Genomic DNA, 16,183 nt, shown 5'->3' on the forward strand with positions numbered 1-16,183 from the left:
TCTCAATTTCCGAACGCGACTCACCCGGCGCCGGGGTGGGCGCCGGGTGAGCCGTTGGGGTCAAGTCAGAAGGCGAACTGGTTCAGTACGGCGAACTTGTCGGCTCCTCCGCCGTTCGAGGCTGCGACGATCCGGCGGGTGATGGTGTGGGAACCGTCAACCGGGAGGTCGAGCTTGAACTTCGACATGGTCCAGATCGACTGCGAGTATCCGGTGAAGGGACCGCTCGCGGTGCCGTAGACGAGGCCGTACGTCTGGTTGTCGGTGCCCGTACCGGACTGGCCGATCCACCGCTTGGCGTCCGGGGTCTGGGCGAACGGACCGCCACTGGTGACGGGAGCATTGCCCGAGACGGCCGAGCGAGAGCCCGCGCCGTCGTGGTCGAGCGCGTCGCCGGCCCACACCGTCAGCGGTGCGCCGGTCGCGTTGGTGAAGGTCGTCGCCGCGGTGACGAACTGCTCGTCCGCGGTCGCGGTGTACGTCGTGACCACCTTGAGGTTCGGGTTCTCCGCCGAGGTCCCGGTGGCCTGGACGACCGCCCGCTCGCCGGTGTTCTCGACGATCCGTACGTCGGTCGACCGCACCTGCAACTGTTGCCAGGCGCTGCCACCGGTCGGCTCGGTGGTACTGACGTACGGCAGGTTGATCCAGTCCAACTGGTCCGGCTGGCCGGTGATCGCCAGATCGACGACCTTGCCGGGAGTGGACGGTGTCATCTGCGGGTCCTGGAACACCTTCGCGATCGCCATCGCGAGGTGCTTGTTCTCGATCACGATGTCACCCACACCGCCCTCGACCAGCCCGCTCGGCAGCCGCTTGCCGATGCTCGCGTCGACGTTGACCGGCGACACCTCCAGGTCGGCCTGGTACGTGCCGCTCTCTCCCGCTTCGACCTCGTGCGCCGCGGTCGCGTACCCGAGCTGGGCGACCTGCACGGTGTAGGTGCCCGCGCCCTTCGAGAGCCCGACCTGGTAGTTGCCAGTGGCATCGGTCGTCGTACGGCCGATCGCCGTACCGTCCTGGACGACCAGCACGGTGCCGTTGGCAACTGCTGCGCCGGTGGTCTTGTTGGTGACCTTGCCGGACACCAGCGGCCAAGGCTTGGCGACGGGGCCACCTGGGGTGAACGCGTACAGGTTGCCGTCGAACGCACCCGTGACCACGGTGTTGCCGCTGACCGCCGGACCCGCCGACACCCAGGTGCCGATGTCCTGCGACCACAGCGGCTGGCCGGTCCGCGCGTCCAGCGCGTAGAAGCCACCACTGTTGGCGCCGACGAACAGCGTGGTCCCGGACAGCGCCGGCGAGGTGAAGGAGCCACCCCGGTACTGCGAACCCGGCAGCAACTGGTCCCAGATCACCGCACCTGTCGTCGCGTTCAGCGCAGTGACCGAGCCGCTCGGGAAGGACATGTAGACCGTGTTGCCCTTGATCGCCGCCGCGGACGGGGTCGCGCCGCTGCTCACCAGCGACGGATGCGAACTGGTGTACGACCACAACACCGCGCCGGTCGCACCGTCCCGGGCCACGATGCCGTTGTTCGAGCCGATGTAGACCTTGCCGTCGGCCGCGGACGGGATGCCGTCCTGCCAGCCGCCGAGGGTGTCGGTGCCCTGCCAGAGTTTCGCGCCGGTCTTCAGGTCGTAGGCGATGACCACGCTGCCGTCCTGGTTGCCGACGTACACGCGGCCGTCCGCGACCGCCGGCGTACCGTCGCTCATCGTGTTGCCGGCCATCGGCGACGCCCACACCCGCTGACCGGTCTTCGCGTCCAGAGCGAGCAGCAGACCGGTGGCCGCCTCGCCGAAGCGGGTCTGATACGGGAACAACACCTTGCCATCAGCAACAGTCACACCGTAGTAGCCGTAGGTGCGCTGGTTGTTGCCTTCCGGTGCCGGTCCGGGGTCGTTCCGCCACCTCAGCTTGCCGGTCTTGGCGTCCACCGCGAACAGCGAGCCGCGCAACGTCGGGACGTAGACGAGACCGTCCGAGACCGCGACACTGCCATGGACCGACGACGGCACACTGTAACTCCACAGCTTCTTGCCGGTCGCCAGCGAGACTGCGTGTACGGCGCTGGTGCCATCGCCGTTCTCGTCCCGCGTGCCGGCGTACACGACGCCGTTGACGATCACCGGCGAGCCGGTGACGAAGGTGCCCTTGGTGCGGAACGACCAGGCCAGGCGCTGGCCCGCCGCGATCGCGTCCGTCGCGACACCGCTGTGCATGGCGTCGCCGTGGTGCTGCGACCAGTCCGCTCCGGCGACCGGCTGGATCGCCTTCTCACTGGTGAAGGTGAAGTCGGAGGTCCGTGTCCAGGTCGCGCCGTTCTTGTCGGCGGCTTCCACGACGATCCGGTGCTTCCCGGGACGGACTCCCCGCGGAAGATCGGCGTACCAGGTGAACTCGCCGGTCGACTGCAGTGAGCGCCAGTCGGTCCTGTCGAGCTTGTAGCGGACCCGGACCGGCTGATCGGTGGTGTCGTACGCGTTCACCTGGATGCCCGGGAACCGGTCGAGCGGGATCGACGAGCCCGGTGCCGGCGAGACCACGGTCAGGTCCTTCTCCGCACCGTAGATCCGGAACGGGTTGTCGAACGCCTTGTTGTTCATGTGCACGAACCGGAACCCGCGCGGCGCGTTGTCGATCGTGTACGAACTCGACACCGTCTGGATGTGCTTCGCGGTACCGGCGAAATCGCTCTTCGGTTCCACGTCGTTGGAGTGCTCGTGGCCGACCAGGATCAGCTCGGCACCGTACTGCTCGAGCACCTTGCCGTACTCGTCGTACACCGACGGCGAACCGAAGGGCACGTTCATCGGCTGATGAGTCAGTACGACGAGGTGCTTGCCCGGCCTCATGTGCTTCGCGAGGTCGGCCTTCACCCACTCCAACTGCTCGGCGAACGGCGCGGCGCCGTTGTTCTCCAGGACCAGGAAGTGCCGGTCGCTGTAGTCGAACGAGTACCACTCCGGGCCGACGTGCTTGCGGTAGTTGTTGATCCGGATCGCGTACGTCGTACCCGCCGAGTACTCGTGGTTGCCGACGGCCGGCCAGACCGGGACCTTCGAGTTCGCGGTCCCGCGCTTGTACGTCTCGAACTCCGCGTCGGTCGCGTTGTTCGTCAGGTCACCGCTGACCTGGATGAAGGCGAGATCCTGCTTGGTGGAGTTGATCTCGGCGATCTGCTCCGGCAGCTGGGCGTTCACGTGCGGGTCGGCGACGTTGCCGAAGGTGAACCCGCCGTTCGCCGACTTGTTGTTCTTGCGCAGGCCGAAGTTGGCTTCCTTGCTGTCGCCGTCGACGAGCTGCCCGAGGTTGCGGAAGAACTCGGGCGTCATGTTGTCGTCGGTACCGACGTCGTACCCGGCCGGCTGGGTGACGAAGACGAGGTCGACGTCACGGCGCTCGACGTTCGTGGTGAACGTGTAGCGGCCGTGCGCGTCGGTCGTGACGATCTGCTGACCGTCGGACACGGCGACGCCGGCGAGGCCGGGCTCACCGGCGTCGATCCGGTTGTCGGCGTCCCGGTCCTCGAAGACCGTGCCGGTGATGGTGGCGCTCGGCCCGTCAACGGCGTCCGCGACCACGCCGGTGAGCGGTACGGCGATCACCAGTACGGCCAGGCCGCCGGTCACGCCGTACAGGAGCTTGTGCCACTTGGTTGTCTGATCGCGAGACGAGCGGGTCAGGCGAATCATGCGAGAAAGAACCTTTCTACGAACCAGTAAAGGCCGAAGGCGGCGACGACCCCGGTCGCCGAGCGGACAACCGGAACCGCGACGCGGGTCCGGCGGATCAGCAGGACCAGGGGGAACACGGCCAGGAGCAGCAGCGCCTGGCCGACCTCGATGCCGACGTTGAAGCTCAGCAGGGACACGAGGAGTTCCGGACTGACCCGATCGGTGATCCGCAGCGACCCGGCGAAGCCGAGGCCGTGCAGGAGACCGAAACCGAAGACCACCGGGAGTCGGTGGCGGGTGGAGCCGAGCAGATTCTCGACCGCGACGAAAGCGATCGACAGCGCGATCAGCGGCTCGACGATCACCGCCGGCACGGACACGCCGCCCAGCAGGGTGGAGACGAGGGTGACGCTGTGCGCCACGGTGAACATCGAGATGACCTGCACCAGGCCGCGCAGGTTCGCCGCGCCGAGGATCAGCGCGACCACGAACAGCACATGATCGAGGCCGAGCAGGATGTGCTCGACGCCCATCTTCCCGAACTGCAGGCTGGAGCTCGCCACGGTGTTGTCGCCGACGGTGAAGTCGTGGTGCGACCGGTCGAACACCATCCGGCCGGACGCGTCCCCGAAGCTGTACTCGGCGAGGTTGGTGTGGTCGTCGGCGACGGCTTCCTCGGCCGCGAACACGTCGTACCTGAGGCTGAAGGCGCCGGTCGAGCCGGCGCATTCGAAGACGAGGCCCAGGTCGGCGTACGCCTTGGTGGCGCGTGTGCCGATCGCAGTCGTCTCCAGCGCGGGCTCGCAGGCCGCACCGTCGACCGAGACGATCACACGGTCGTGCAGGTACTCACCGATCTCGTTCTTCGCGTTGTCCAGGGACTGCGCCCGTTGCCCGTCGTCGCTCGCCGGTGCGCCTAGGGCGACGGCGCGCGAGAGTACGTCGTACTCGAGGCTGAGGAGCCAGGTGACCCGGTTGCCTTCTTGGTGGACGCTCGAGTAGCCGGTCGACGCGATGACGTGGGCCGAGGCCGACGAGGCACCAGTCAGGAACAACAGGACCGTTAGCCCGGTGAGCACCAGCAGACGCCGCATGAGGTCTCATCCCACGCGACTCCGGCAACGTCTCAGTGACCGCCCAGCAAACAAGCCGCCAACGCTGGTCGCTCTTGGGACTGAGCAGCCCCGCCCGCCCGGCGGGCGGGGCTGCTCATTTGGGGCTACTCCTCGGACCTCGCGGCTGGTGCCGGGGCGTAGCCGGTGGTTCGGGTGGTGAACGTTCCCCGGCCTTGCGTCCGGCTGCGCAACTGCGTTGCATAACCGAACAACTCGGCCAGCGGAACCGTCGCGACGATCACCATCGTGCCTGGCCGCGCCGTCGTACCCGTAATCCGTCCACGCCGTGCCGCGAGGTCGCCGAGTACGCCGCCCATGGCATCCTCAGGCACTGTCGCCGTGACCTCGGCGACCGGTTCCAGGAGCACCATCGCACTGGCACGCAACGCTTCCCGCAGCCCGAGCCGGCCGGCCGTACGGAACGCCAGCTCCGAGGAGTCCTTCGAATGGGTGGCCCCATCCGTCAGCGTGACACGCACCCCGGTCACCCGGTGCCCGCCGAGCGGCCCCTCGGCCAGAGCATCCCGGCAGCCTGCTTCGACTGCACGGACATACTCCTGCGGCACCCGTCCACCGACGACCACCGACCCGAACGCGAAGTCCTCCCCCTCCAGCGCTTCCACGTCGAGGGTGATCTGGGCGAACTGGCCTGCCCCGCCGTCCTGCTTGACGTGCCGGTACACCAGCCCGGACACGCCGCGCGCGACCGTCTCGCGGTAGGTCACCTGCGGCCGGCCGACGCCGACCTCCAGCCCGTGAGCACGACGTACCTTCTCCACCGCGACCTCGAGGTGCAGCTCACCCATACCCGACAGCAGCGTCTGACCGGTCTCGGAATCGGTCCGGACCGTCAGCGAGAGGTCCTCGTCGGCCAGTCGCGCCAGCGCCGACGCGAGCCGGTCGGTGTCGGCGCTCCTGCGAGCCTCGACTGCCACGGAGACGACCGGATCGGCCACGGCTGGAGGTTCGAGAACCAACGGTGCCGCCGGAGCGCACAGGGTGGCGCCGCTTCGTGCCGACTTCGGCCCGACGACCGCGACGATGTCGCCGGCGAACGCCTGCTGGACCTCCGCGTGCTGGTCCGCCTGCACACGCAGGATCCGGCTGATCCGCTCAGTGCGTCCCATGCCCGCGTCCACCACTGTTTCTCCTTTCCGAATCGTTCCTGAATACACCCGCAGATACGTGAGCCGCCCGGTGGCGGTCGAGTTGACCTTGAACACGAGCGCCGCGAACGGTGCCGTCGGGTCGGCGGCACGCTCCTGTACGGCGCCGTCCGAGATACCGCGCACCGGGGGCACTTCCTCGGGCGAAGGCAGATAGGCGACGACGGCGTCCAGCAACGGCTCGATCCCGCGGTTGCGGTACGCCGACCCGCACAGCACCACCACGCCGGTACCAGACCGGGTCAGGTCCCGCAGTGCCACAGCGAGCGTCTCCGACGAGACCGTTGACCGCGCAGAGAACTCGTCCAGCGCGACCGGGTGGAGCTCGGCGACCGCCTCCTCGAGCAGCCGGCGCTGTCGCATCGCCTGTTCTCGAAGGGCTTCGGGAACAGGGCCGTCCGCAAACGTGTCGTCGCTCCAGACGTACGCCCGCATCGTGATCAGGTTGATCACTCCGCTGAACTCGGCCTCCGTCCCGATCGGCATCTGGACCACCAGCGGGGTCACGTGCAACCGCTCGCGGATCGAGGCCACCGCTGCGTCGAGGTCAGCGCCGGGGCGGTCCATCTTGTTGACGAACGCGATCCGCGGCACCCCGTGCCGGTCGGCCTGTCGCCAGACCGACTCGCTCTGCGGTTCGACTCCCGCGACGGCGTCGAACAGCGCGACGGCACCGTCGAGCACCCGCAGCGAGCGCTCCACCTCGTCGGAGAAGTCGACGTGGCCCGGGGTGTCGATCAGGTTGATCGAGTGCCCGACCCAGTCGCAGCTCACCGCCGCGGCGAAGATCGTGATCCCGCGGTCGCGTTCTTGGGAGTCGAAGTCGGTGACCGTCGTGCCGTCGTGGACCTCACCGCGCTTGTGGGTGGTGCCGGTGAGATACAGGATCCGTTCGGTGACGGTGGTCTTGCCCGCATCGACATGGGCGAGAATGCCGACGTTGCGCAGGCCGGACAGGTTCTGTTGACGGTGGTCAAGGTTCGTACGCATGGCCGATGGCCTTTCGGATGATCCGGATCAGGACAGCGCGATTCCCGGACGAAACGGCACGCCATACTCCCGGCGGTTGCTCGGAACGCAGCCGCCTGCAGGACAGACTCGGTCAGTTCGTCAGGGACAGGGGCCGACCGCGCAGCCGGCACCTGACACACGAAGACACCAGGATCACGTCGTACCGTGACCGGGGAACGCTCACAGCGATGCGGTAACGCACGGCCGGGCTCCCCTCACTCGTCAAAGCAGTTCGAGCCAAGCGTAAGGCGACCGGCGATACCGGACCACCGGATTTCACCGCTGTCCCCTACCGGGGAACGATCCCGCTCCTCCCCTGCCACGAGCCGTGCTCCGACAGCGGCCGGAACCGCAGAGTGGCGAACTCGTGGTGGAAGTCCCTGCGCCGGCGTTCGACCATGGCGGCGGCATGACGGTCGGGATCCGGCACGGTGCTGTGCCCGTGCACCATCTCTTCCATCTCCTGCACGGACCGCCAGACCGAGAACGTGGAGATCGTCCTGGGCGGGCGCATTGCGGCAAGCGCCAGGGTGGTCCCCGGATGGTCGCGAACCAGCCGCTCCACGGGCTTGCCCCACTTGAGGAACCTCGGCACCTCCAGGAGGCGCAACCGGGCCAGCGTGACCGCCACGACGGGCTCGGCAGCATCCCACTCACCTGCTCTCGCCGGGAGGTCAGGCAGCGCCGCAAGCCGCGACCAACGGCGCAGGAACTGCAGGCGCACATGCCATCCTGGTGCCAACTGCCTGCCCACGGAGTTGTCCGCCAGGAAGGCCTCGATCGCTGCCTCGTCCTCCCACCGCGCAAACATCGCCATCCGGCGCAGCTGCATACGAGCCGGCGAGACAGTCGGCGCACCAAGCCGCATCAACGCCAGACACTCGGCGTACAGCAACCCGTCCGTGGGTGCAGGCGCCTTCCACAGCGCCCCGGCTGTCGCCGCCGGCGGGAGCTCCGCAAGATGAAACGTGAAGATCGTCATCGCGAGCAACTCTCCCACGAGTGCCGCCCGGAAGCCGCCGGCCGGTTGCTACGTTGCCGGCTACTGCGCTCGGGTCCTGTGTTCGTCGCGTAGCTGGTCGGTGGTCAGGTTGATGTCGGCGACCTGCCCGGCCAAGGCGGGGTTGCTGTTCTCGAGCTGGGCTCCGGCCTCGGCCAACGGCACCAGCAACGTCGCAGTGTCGTTGTCGCCGAGCGCGTGCATCAGGCGATCGACACTCTCCTGGGTCGCGGCGTCGAGGTCGTCGAGCGCCGTGATCTGCGCGGCGAGACGACGCAAGTAGGCCGCGTTGTCCCGGGCCCAGTGCGTGACAGCGCGTTCACCGGCGCGGCGGTCGCGAGCTGCCTGCACTCGTTGTTCCCCCGTCATGTCCGCGTGGTCGGTGCTGTGGGGGTTGAGTCGCAGGTAGCGTCGCTCGGCGGCCTGGCGGCTGGCGACGCCGAGCGCCGGCGCAAGGTCGGCCCAGCTGATGCCTTGGTCGCGCGCCGCACCGATGAGTAGCGGCTCCCAGGTTGCGAGGCGATCTTGCACGGCTCGCAGTTCGGTCAGCGTGGCGAGAACGTCCGCCGAGCCGACGCCGGGCCCCGGGCCTTCGTCGAGCTGCCGAACAACCTGTTCCACGGCGGCGAGCGCGGCCGCGACCGGTGACCGCGCATCGTCCGTTCGGTTGTCGGCAGCCACTCAGTCACCTCATCGTGTCCATGTCAGCGATTGGACGACATCCCTACTTGTCATCGCTTCGATGACATGCTATATCAGAAGGGCGTATTGACACCACAGTTGACTTGATGCCACAGGAGGTGCAGACGATGTTGATGCGCACAGACCCGTTCCGGGAGTTCGACCGGCTGGCCCAGCAGGTGCTGGGGAGCCAGGCGCCGGGCACGTGGTCACGGCCGACCGCGATGCCGATGGACGCCTACCGGCAAGGCGATCAGTACGTCGTTTCGTTCGATCTTCCCGGTGTCTCACCGGACGCGATCGAGCTGGACGTCGAACGCAACGTACTGACCGTGAAGGCCGAGCGCAGGCCGCTCGAGCTCGGTGAGGACGTGGAGATGCAGGTTGCCGAGCGCCCACTCGGGGTGTTCTCCCGGCAACTGTTCCTGGGTGACACGCTGGACGCCGACCGGATCGTGGCTCGCTACGACAGCGGCGTACTGACGCTGAGGATCCCGATCGCCGAACAGGCCAAGCCCCGCAAGATCTCGATCGCGAGCACCGAAGGCGATCGCAAGGAGATCAACGCCTGACCGGGCGCCGGTGACAGGGCTTGTTGTTGTCGATGGAGTGAGATCGATGACGGTGGACACACAGCAACTCGACGAGGCCTTCCTCGACCTGATGCTCGCCGACGACGAGCTGGTCCACGCGGAGTTCGACGCCTTGATCGCTGCCTGCTGGGAGTCGCCGAGCGAGCCACCGCTCGACAAGCCCTGCCCACCCGGCGGTGGGCATCCGGCACGGCCACCGTCGCGACGGACGCGCCGGGGCGCCGGTGGCCTCGGGCGGCTGCTGCCGCGGCGGCCTGCTGGCCGTGCCCGCGGCCCTCCGCGGCGCCGAAGCTGCTGACAGATTCGATCCCTGCGTGAAGGAGGTGAAGACCAGACCCTCGAGAGAACTCCTGACCGATGATGCGGCCGCCCGCCGAGTCACCCCCTCGACCAGGCGGGCCGCCGCGAATCAGCCGACCAGTACGTCGGTGACGACCGCGTAGTGGTCCGAGGGCGGGCGGCCGTGGTCTTCGTCGAGGCCGACCAGGTGGGATCCGCGCGTCGTCAGGCTGTCGTTGGCCAGGATGTAGTCGATGCGGTGGTCCTCGAGCCATTCGCCATGACCCAGGTACGGGTTGCGCGAGCTGTACGTCGCGCCGTCGTACCCGTTCGGCTGCCAGCAGTCGTCGAGTACTTCGAGCAGCGGCTTCAGCTCAGGCCGGTCCGGTGGCGTGTTCAGATCACCCGCCACGACCACCCCGTCGCCGCCTGCCCTGAGCTCCGACACCAGGCCGGCCAGTGATTCGGCCTGCGCGAAGCGCTCACGTTCGTGGTCCTCTTCCCAGTCCAGGCAGCTCGTAATGAAGTGCAGACTGTGCGTGCCCAGGCGGATCTCCGCCCGGAGCGCGACAGTACCGGCCGACAGACGGTGCTGCTCGACCTGCCGCAGCGGAAAGCGGCTCAGGATCCCCAGTCCCAGATGTACGTCGGGGTCCGGATCCCGCGGCATCCGCGACGGCGCGAACACCGGCGTCATCCCCAGTTCGAACCCGAGCAGATCGGTCTGCGACTGCCCGTCGGTACGCCAGGTCTCCTGCAGTGCAACGAACTCCGGCCGTTGCGCCCGGACCGTATCGGCGATCGCACGCTGCCGCCGTACCCACTCGTCACCGAACCGTCCCCAGACGTTCCACGTCATGAACCTCACGACTGTCTCACCCTCTCGTCCTTACACCCGACCGGTACCCAGCCCTTCCTCCACCACGCCTCGGATTCCGCAACATCGTCAGTCCCACGCCGTAACGGGGGCGGCGACCGCGGCTGGGTCCCAGCGAACGTGACGTAGCGTCTCGAAGGCTGTGGTCATTGCCTGGTCCTGGGCGGGGTCGGCGGCTTGGACGCGGCGCCAGAAGGCGATGCCGCTGCGGAGGCGTGCTCGAATCAGCGGGATCAGGGCAGTGGATGGGCGGACCGGGCCGCCGGCCTGCTGGTACTCGCTCAGGAACTCCTGCGCATGGTCCAAATTCAACGCAGTCAGGAGGCGATCGAAGAAAACTCGGAGGTTAACGGCGGAAGGGTTTCGAAAAGTGGTGTCGATATGTCGGAAACTGGGCCCCTCGAACACCTTTATCCGTTGAGGAATCAGGTATCTCCGACAGGCCGCACCCGGGTGTCAATTGACTTCGGGCTCCCCTAGGATGACGAGTGGTTCCTTTCCCGACATGAAGGCTGCGCCAATGGCCCCATCAGAAGGCTCGGATTACGATCCGGGTTTCGACACTTCCCAGCCGACCATCGCCCGCGTCTACGACGCTCTGCTCGGTGGTAAGGACAACTTCGCAGCCGACCGCGAGGGCGCCGCACTGTACTTGAAGTACGTGCCGGACGCCGGGCGCTGTGCGCTCGAGAACCGTGAGGCCCTGGTCCGAGGGGTCCACTACCTCGTGCGTACGGCGGGGATCGACCAGTTCCTCGACATCGGCAGTGGCCTGCCGACGCAGAAGAACACCCACCAGGCGGCGCAGGAGATCAACCCTGACGCGAAGGCCGCCTACGTCGACAACGACCCGATCGTGCTCGCGCACGGCCGGGCGCTGCTGGCGACCAACAACAGCACGATCGTCGTCACCGCCGACCTGCGCGAGCCGCAGTCGATCCTCGACAACGAGGAGATCAGGAACCATCTGGACTTCTCGCGTCCGATCGCGCTGATGGTCGTCGGTCTGCACATGCACTTCCACGACGACGAGAAGCCCGACGAGTGGGTCCGCACGATCATGGACGCGCTGGCCCCGGGCAGCTACCTGTTCATCACCGACTTCGTCGACACCGGCGAGCCGCTGCAGAAGTCGATGGAGCGGGCCGGCCTCGAGAGCCTCGGCAACGGCTGGATCCGGACCCCGGAGCGGATCACGCAGCACTTCCTCGGGATGCCACTGGTTCCGCCCGGCCTGGACTTCCTGGCCCGTTGGTTCCCGGAGGACCCGGACGCCGACGTACCGGCCGCGGAGGATCTCGCGCCGTACCAGCGGATCCTGATGGCAGGTCTCGCGAAGAAGGTCTGATCGGCGAACGGCGCGCATCCTCCCGGATGCGCGCCGTTGCCTCGCCCACGAGTGGGTCGATCGGTGGGACCTAGCGGAAGTAGGCCGGGTCGCTGAAGGTGCCAGGAACTTTGCCGAGGCCCTGGATGACCGTCGCGGGCACCGCCGTTGGTCACCGCCCATATGTCGGACAGGCGAGCCGAAATAGCCTGTTCAGCTGGCGCGGTAGTGCACCAGTTGTTCTAGCTCTTCGGGCGGCAGACTTCGCCCTCGATGTGGGTGACGAAGTGGTCGGTCTCCCAGTGCTGACTGAGGTAGGCGTACCCTGTCGCGCCGGCGTAGCGGCCGGTGCCGCCGGTGAACTCCTGGGTGCCCCCGGCGTGCCCCTCGCCCGTCGTGGTGTCGACGTTGCCGATGCTGGTCTCGAGCGCGGTGAGCGTCGACCCGTCGTCGAACGTGAGCGTGATCGTCCCACTGACCGGACGATACGCGGGTGCGGTCGCGGGCGGAACACCCCGAGAGCCGAGCACGAACACGTCCGTCCCGTTGAAGCCGTGCTTGCCGCGGAAGGTGCCGGCGACGCACACCGGGACGCCCGTCGGGCAGCCGACGTCGACGACCCGGTCGATAATCGTCGCCTCGACCTGCTGGCAGTGCGGACGGGCGTACGCGAAGGACGAGCCGGCCACCGTCACCACACTGGCGACGGCGAACGCGATGACGCGCAAGGATCTCATCGTGCCTCCTGTCGTGGATGTTCGCCGCAGCGTAGGACCGGAGACTGACCGGCGGACGGGCCGGTTCGGCGCGTTCTGCGCCAGTCCAATCTCGATCAGATAACGCGACGCAGCGCGGCGAGACCGTCCCGGATCCGCTCGGCGGGGATGGCGCCGTACCCGAAGACGAAGCCGTTCGGACCGGGACGTTGGAGTCCCCAGCGCGAGAGCGCGCCGACCAGCACTCCCTCCACGCGAGCACGGTCGGTCAGGGCCAGGTCATCCGCGTTTCCGGGTGTGAGGAGCGCGGCAGTGTGCGTCCCGCCGCTGGAGCCGATCGGCTCGAGCACGCCGCCGAACTGATCATGCAGTTCGCTCATCAGGACGTCGTGGCGGCGCTCGTACGTACGCCGCATCCGCCGAAGGTGGCGCGCCAGGTCACCCGTTTCGATGAACTCCGCGAGCGCGGCCTGCAGATGTCCGGCGGTGCCGTAGTCGGCGGCGAACTTCGCGCGCCGCGCGGCCTCGGCCAGCGTCCACGGCACGCCGAGAAATCCGACCCGCAACGCCGGCAGCAGTGTTTTGGAGAAGGACCCGACGTACAGGACGCGACCCTCGGTATCCGTTGCCTGCAACGGGGTGAGCGGTCGTCCGGTGAAGCGGAACTCCGAGTCGTAGTCGTCCTCGGCGATCGCCGCATCGTGCCGCGCGGCCCAGGCCAGCAGTTCGGTACGGCGGGACTCCGACATCGGCATGCCGAGCGGAAACTGGTGGGACGGTGTCACGTACACCAGCCGCGTCTCCGGCGGAATCCGGTCGACCACCAGCCCTTCCGCATCGACCGGTACCCCCACGACACGGGCGCCGTACGCGAGGAACCCGCGGTACGCCGGCCGATAGCCGGGATCCTCGACGGCCACCGTATCGCCGGGTTCGAGCAGCACCCGCGCCGCGATATCGAACGCTTGCTGCGCACCCGTCGTGATCACCAACTGCCCGGCCCCGACCCGCACGCCCCGACTCACCCCAAGATGGCGAGCCAGCGCCTCGCGCAACCGTGCGGATCCCGCCGGATCGGCATAGCCCGCCTCGGTGCTCGTCCGGAGCTGATCGCTGAGCAACGCCCGCCACTGCGCGAAGGGAAACTCCGCATGCGTCGGGACGCCAGGCGCGAAGTTGAATTCGGCGGCCGGCATCGCCGGATCGGGTACGGCGAACGGTTCGGCCTCCCACACCGCCCGCGGCCGCAACGGCGACTCGACCTGCGCAACCGGAGCCGATCCGCGGCCCGCACTCACCATCGTGCCGATCCCGGCGCGTGAACGAATCAACCCGTGCGCGGCCAGGCGCTCGTACGCCGTGACCACCGTCGCCCGCGACACCGCCAACCGCCCGGCCAGCTCACGAGACGACGGCAACACCGTGCCTTCGCGCAAGGCACCGCTCGCGATCTGCTGGCTCAATTGGGTGTGGATCTGCTCGGCCAACCCGCTGTCATGGTTGAGATTCAGATGCAGATCCATCCAAGCACCCCTTCAACGGTTGTTCTGGGCAACTGACTCCCGGAGGACGACCGGGCAGGGTAGCCAGGTGGGGTGGGTCGAGCGGTACCACGACGTACTGCTGCTCTGGATCAGGCGCGTCAACGTGGCCACCGCCCAGGCGCCCATCTCGTAGTGCGGCAGGGCGACGGTGGTGAGGGCCGGGTGGACGCTGGCCGCGATGGGTGCCTGGTCGTCGAAGCCGACGATCGACACGTCGTCGGGAACTCGCAGGCCGAGCTCCTGTGCCGCGCGGTACGCGCCCATCGCCATCCGGTCGTTGTAACAGAAGATCGCCGACGGCCGATCGTCGCGGTCGAGCAGTTCGAGGCTGGCCGTGTAGCCGCCGCCGGCCTCCGACACCCCTGAGGCGATCAGCTGGTCGTCACGCGGGATGCCCGCCTGCTCGAGGCCGCGGAGGTACCCGACCAGGCGGCCCTTGGTGGCCGGAACCTCGATACTCGAGTCCGCGAACGCGATGCGCCGATGCCCGGCGTCGGCCAGCAGGGCGACGAGATCCGCTGCCCCGCTGGCCTCGTCCGGCAGCACGGCGGGTACGACGCCTTGCCGGTCCAGGGCTCCTATCAACACCGCCGGTACCGCGCGCAGCTCGCGCGGTACCGACACCTCGTGATGGAAGACCGTGGCGTAGATGATGCCGTCGACCTGACGCTCGATCAGCGCCCGCGCGTCGGCGCGGCGGGCGTCCGCACCGGCGTCCAGATGCGAGTTGATGATCGCGAGCGTGAGGTTGTGCCGGCTCGCTTCCTCCTGCGCGCCGAGGATGATCCGGCCGGCATGCGGAGTGGTCGCGATCTCCTCGGTGAGCAGTCCGATCATGTCCGACGCGCGGGTCCGCAGCCCGCGGGCGAGCCGGTTCGGCGTGTACCCCAGGTCCCGGGCGATCGATCGCACCCGGTCCCGGGTCGCCTCACTCGTGCGCGTGTGCGGCGTCTCGTTCAGTACATGCGAAACCGTCGTGACGGACACGCCCGCGGCGCGCGCGACATCCCGGATGCCCACCTTCGGCACGACCGCGTCTTCGTCAGGCATCTACTCGTCCCACAGCCCGTGTTCCGGCCATCGTCGCGGTAGCCGCTCCTCGACCGGTGGCAGTTCGGCGTGCGGCGCGTGATCGCCCAGCTGGTACCAGTACGCGACGCTCGAGTAGTCGTTCCCCTGATCGTTCGCGTGGCCGTGCTCGATCGACACCCGCAGGCTCTTCTCGAACCGGACCGGGTCCTCGATGTGCCAGCGGAACATGCTCCACAGCCCGAAGTGCTCCTGCGGGCTCGCACCGAGCGTGATGCCGTGGTACGGACCGGCGTACTCCCCGCTCGGGAATCCCCAGGCGGCGCCGAAGTAGTCCTCCGTACCGGTCCCGTGCAAGGAGGGCGGCCAGACCTCCCCGTCGATGAAGAACATGTCGTCGCCCTCCCCCGGCCAGGTGAACACCTGGTTGGAGGCGTCGAAGTTGTCGATGCTGAGCACACAGCCAACGTAGTGCCCCGTGCCGGTCGCATCGAGGATCAGGTAGTTGTCGTCGCCGGTCAGGTTCGTCCCCGGCAGGTCCCACGGCGCCGGGTTCTCGAGATCGGTGGCGTGCCGTACGGCGGTCGTCGGCTTCTCCTGGCGGTAGTACGCGTGGAACCGCGCGACGTCGTCCGGGATCGGCTCCGCGCTGAGCTCGTAGTCGACGTAGTAGAAGAGGTTCTCGATCGGCTGATCGCTCTCGTTGCGGATCTGGATCCGCGCGTGACTGCCGAACGGCATCGGGAAGTAGCTGTTCATCGCGGCCGCGAACGGCCCCTTCGGACCCCGCCGCGGGCCGAACACGGCGTTCAGCGGGAGCGAGATGTAGTGCTTCGCGACCGCGTGCCCGACCCCGAAGAAGTCGCCGAGCGGCGCCCGGACGCTCGGGTTCTCCTCCCCGTCCCAGAACATCTCGATCACCAGCTTGCGCAGGTATTTCTCCGAGTAGCAGCGGGTCGTGAGCCAGATGTGCTCGATCCGCCCGGCGCCGCTGATGTCGGCGATCACGAAGGTCTCCCCCGCGGGTACCACCGCGAAGTCCCGGTTGCCGCCGCTGCGGTCCCAGCTCGACTCGCGTCGCGACCGGCCGGACTTCACGTGGGCGAGGCCGCCGAGCGGGCTGTTGGGTTGCCAGAATTCCATATCTTCTCCGTAGACGAGT

The 16,183-nt window shown here is 68.0% G+C and carries 14 protein-coding genes; 3 read left to right on the top strand and 11 right to left on the bottom strand.

From position 1 onward, the window contains the following. Positions 1-65 precede the first annotated feature (65 nt). The 5 genes from E0H50_RS32490 to E0H50_RS32510 form a co-directional block, all read right to left on the bottom strand. Positions 66-3,701, bottom strand: coding sequence for an outer membrane protein assembly factor BamB family protein (locus E0H50_RS32490; protein ID WP_131294807.1), 3,636 nt, complete (start codon positions 3,699-3,701; stop codon positions 66-68). After that, entirely contained in the window at positions 3,698-4,777 is a 1,080-nt protein-coding gene (locus E0H50_RS32495; RefSeq protein ID WP_131294808.1) for a HupE/UreJ family protein, read from the bottom strand. Before E0H50_RS32495 ends, E0H50_RS32490 begins: the two co-directional genes overlap by 4 nt. Positions 4,778-4,902: 125 nt before the next feature. Then, entirely contained in the window at positions 4,903-6,954 is a 2,052-nt protein-coding gene (gene fusA, locus E0H50_RS32500; RefSeq protein ID WP_131294810.1) for an elongation factor G, read from the bottom strand. 310 nt (positions 6,955-7,264) lie between these two features. Then, positions 7,265-7,957, bottom strand: coding sequence for a hypothetical protein (locus E0H50_RS32505; protein ID WP_131294811.1), 693 nt, complete (start codon positions 7,955-7,957; stop codon positions 7,265-7,267). A gap of 60 nt (positions 7,958-8,017) precedes the next feature. Further along, on the bottom strand, positions 8,018-8,656 hold the full coding sequence (locus E0H50_RS32510; protein WP_202868431.1) for a hypothetical protein: 639 nt from the start codon (positions 8,654-8,656) through the stop codon (positions 8,018-8,020). 128 nt (positions 8,657-8,784) lie between these two features. Here E0H50_RS32510 and E0H50_RS32515 point away from each other — a divergent pair, with 128 nt between their 5' ends. Together E0H50_RS32515 and E0H50_RS32520 are read left to right on the top strand one after the other, a co-directional pair. Further along, positions 8,785-9,228 (top strand): Hsp20/alpha crystallin family protein, encoded by a 444-nt coding sequence (locus E0H50_RS32515; protein ID WP_131294813.1) that lies wholly within the window; start codon positions 8,785-8,787, stop codon positions 9,226-9,228. Positions 9,229-9,274: 46 nt separating this feature from the next. Further along, entirely contained in the window at positions 9,275-9,547 is a 273-nt protein-coding gene (locus E0H50_RS32520; protein ID WP_131294814.1) for a hypothetical protein, read from the top strand. A 111-nt stretch (positions 9,548-9,658) separates the two neighbouring features. On the opposite strand, the gene E0H50_RS32525 is transcribed toward E0H50_RS32520, so the two are convergent. Beyond that, positions 9,659-10,387: an endonuclease/exonuclease/phosphatase family protein gene (locus E0H50_RS32525; protein WP_238151539.1), complete on the bottom strand. Its 729-nt coding sequence runs from the start codon at positions 10,385-10,387 to the stop codon at positions 9,659-9,661. Between the two features lie 87 nt (positions 10,388-10,474). After that, positions 10,475-10,717 carry a hypothetical protein gene (locus E0H50_RS32530; RefSeq protein ID WP_131294817.1) on the bottom strand — a complete coding sequence of 81 codons (243 nt, stop codon included), beginning with the start codon at positions 10,715-10,717 and terminating at the stop codon, positions 10,475-10,477. A gap of 208 nt (positions 10,718-10,925) precedes the next feature. Here E0H50_RS32530 and E0H50_RS32535 point away from each other — a divergent pair, with 208 nt between their 5' ends. Next, positions 10,926-11,753 (top strand): SAM-dependent methyltransferase, encoded by an 828-nt coding sequence (locus E0H50_RS32535; protein WP_131294818.1) that lies wholly within the window; start codon positions 10,926-10,928, stop codon positions 11,751-11,753. A 221-nt stretch (positions 11,754-11,974) separates the two neighbouring features. Here E0H50_RS32535 and E0H50_RS32540 read toward each other — a convergent pair whose 3' ends face one another. The 4 genes from E0H50_RS32540 to E0H50_RS32555 form a co-directional block, all read right to left on the bottom strand. Beyond that, the gene (locus E0H50_RS32540; RefSeq protein ID WP_131294820.1) at positions 11,975-12,469 is read right to left on the bottom strand and encodes a hypothetical protein; all 495 of its coding nucleotides are present in this window, start codon (positions 12,467-12,469) and stop codon (positions 11,975-11,977) included. Between the two features lie 95 nt (positions 12,470-12,564). Next, a complete protein-coding gene (pdxR, locus tag E0H50_RS32545; RefSeq protein WP_131294822.1) occupies positions 12,565-13,971 on the bottom strand; it encodes a MocR-like pyridoxine biosynthesis transcription factor PdxR in 1,407 nt (468 codons plus the stop codon). Between the two features lie 12 nt (positions 13,972-13,983). Then, entirely contained in the window at positions 13,984-15,042 is a 1,059-nt protein-coding gene (locus tag E0H50_RS32550) for a LacI family DNA-binding transcriptional regulator (RefSeq protein WP_202868432.1), read from the bottom strand. Next, complete coding sequence (locus E0H50_RS32555) at positions 15,043-16,164, bottom strand: glycoside hydrolase family 172 protein (RefSeq protein WP_131294823.1); 1,122 nt, start codon at positions 16,162-16,164, stop codon at positions 15,043-15,045. Positions 16,165-16,183: the final 19 nt, after the last annotated feature.

It is taken from the genome of Kribbella sindirgiensis, from assembly GCF_004331435.1.
GTDB classification, from domain to species: domain Bacteria; phylum Actinomycetota; class Actinomycetes; order Propionibacteriales; family Kribbellaceae; genus Kribbella; species Kribbella sindirgiensis.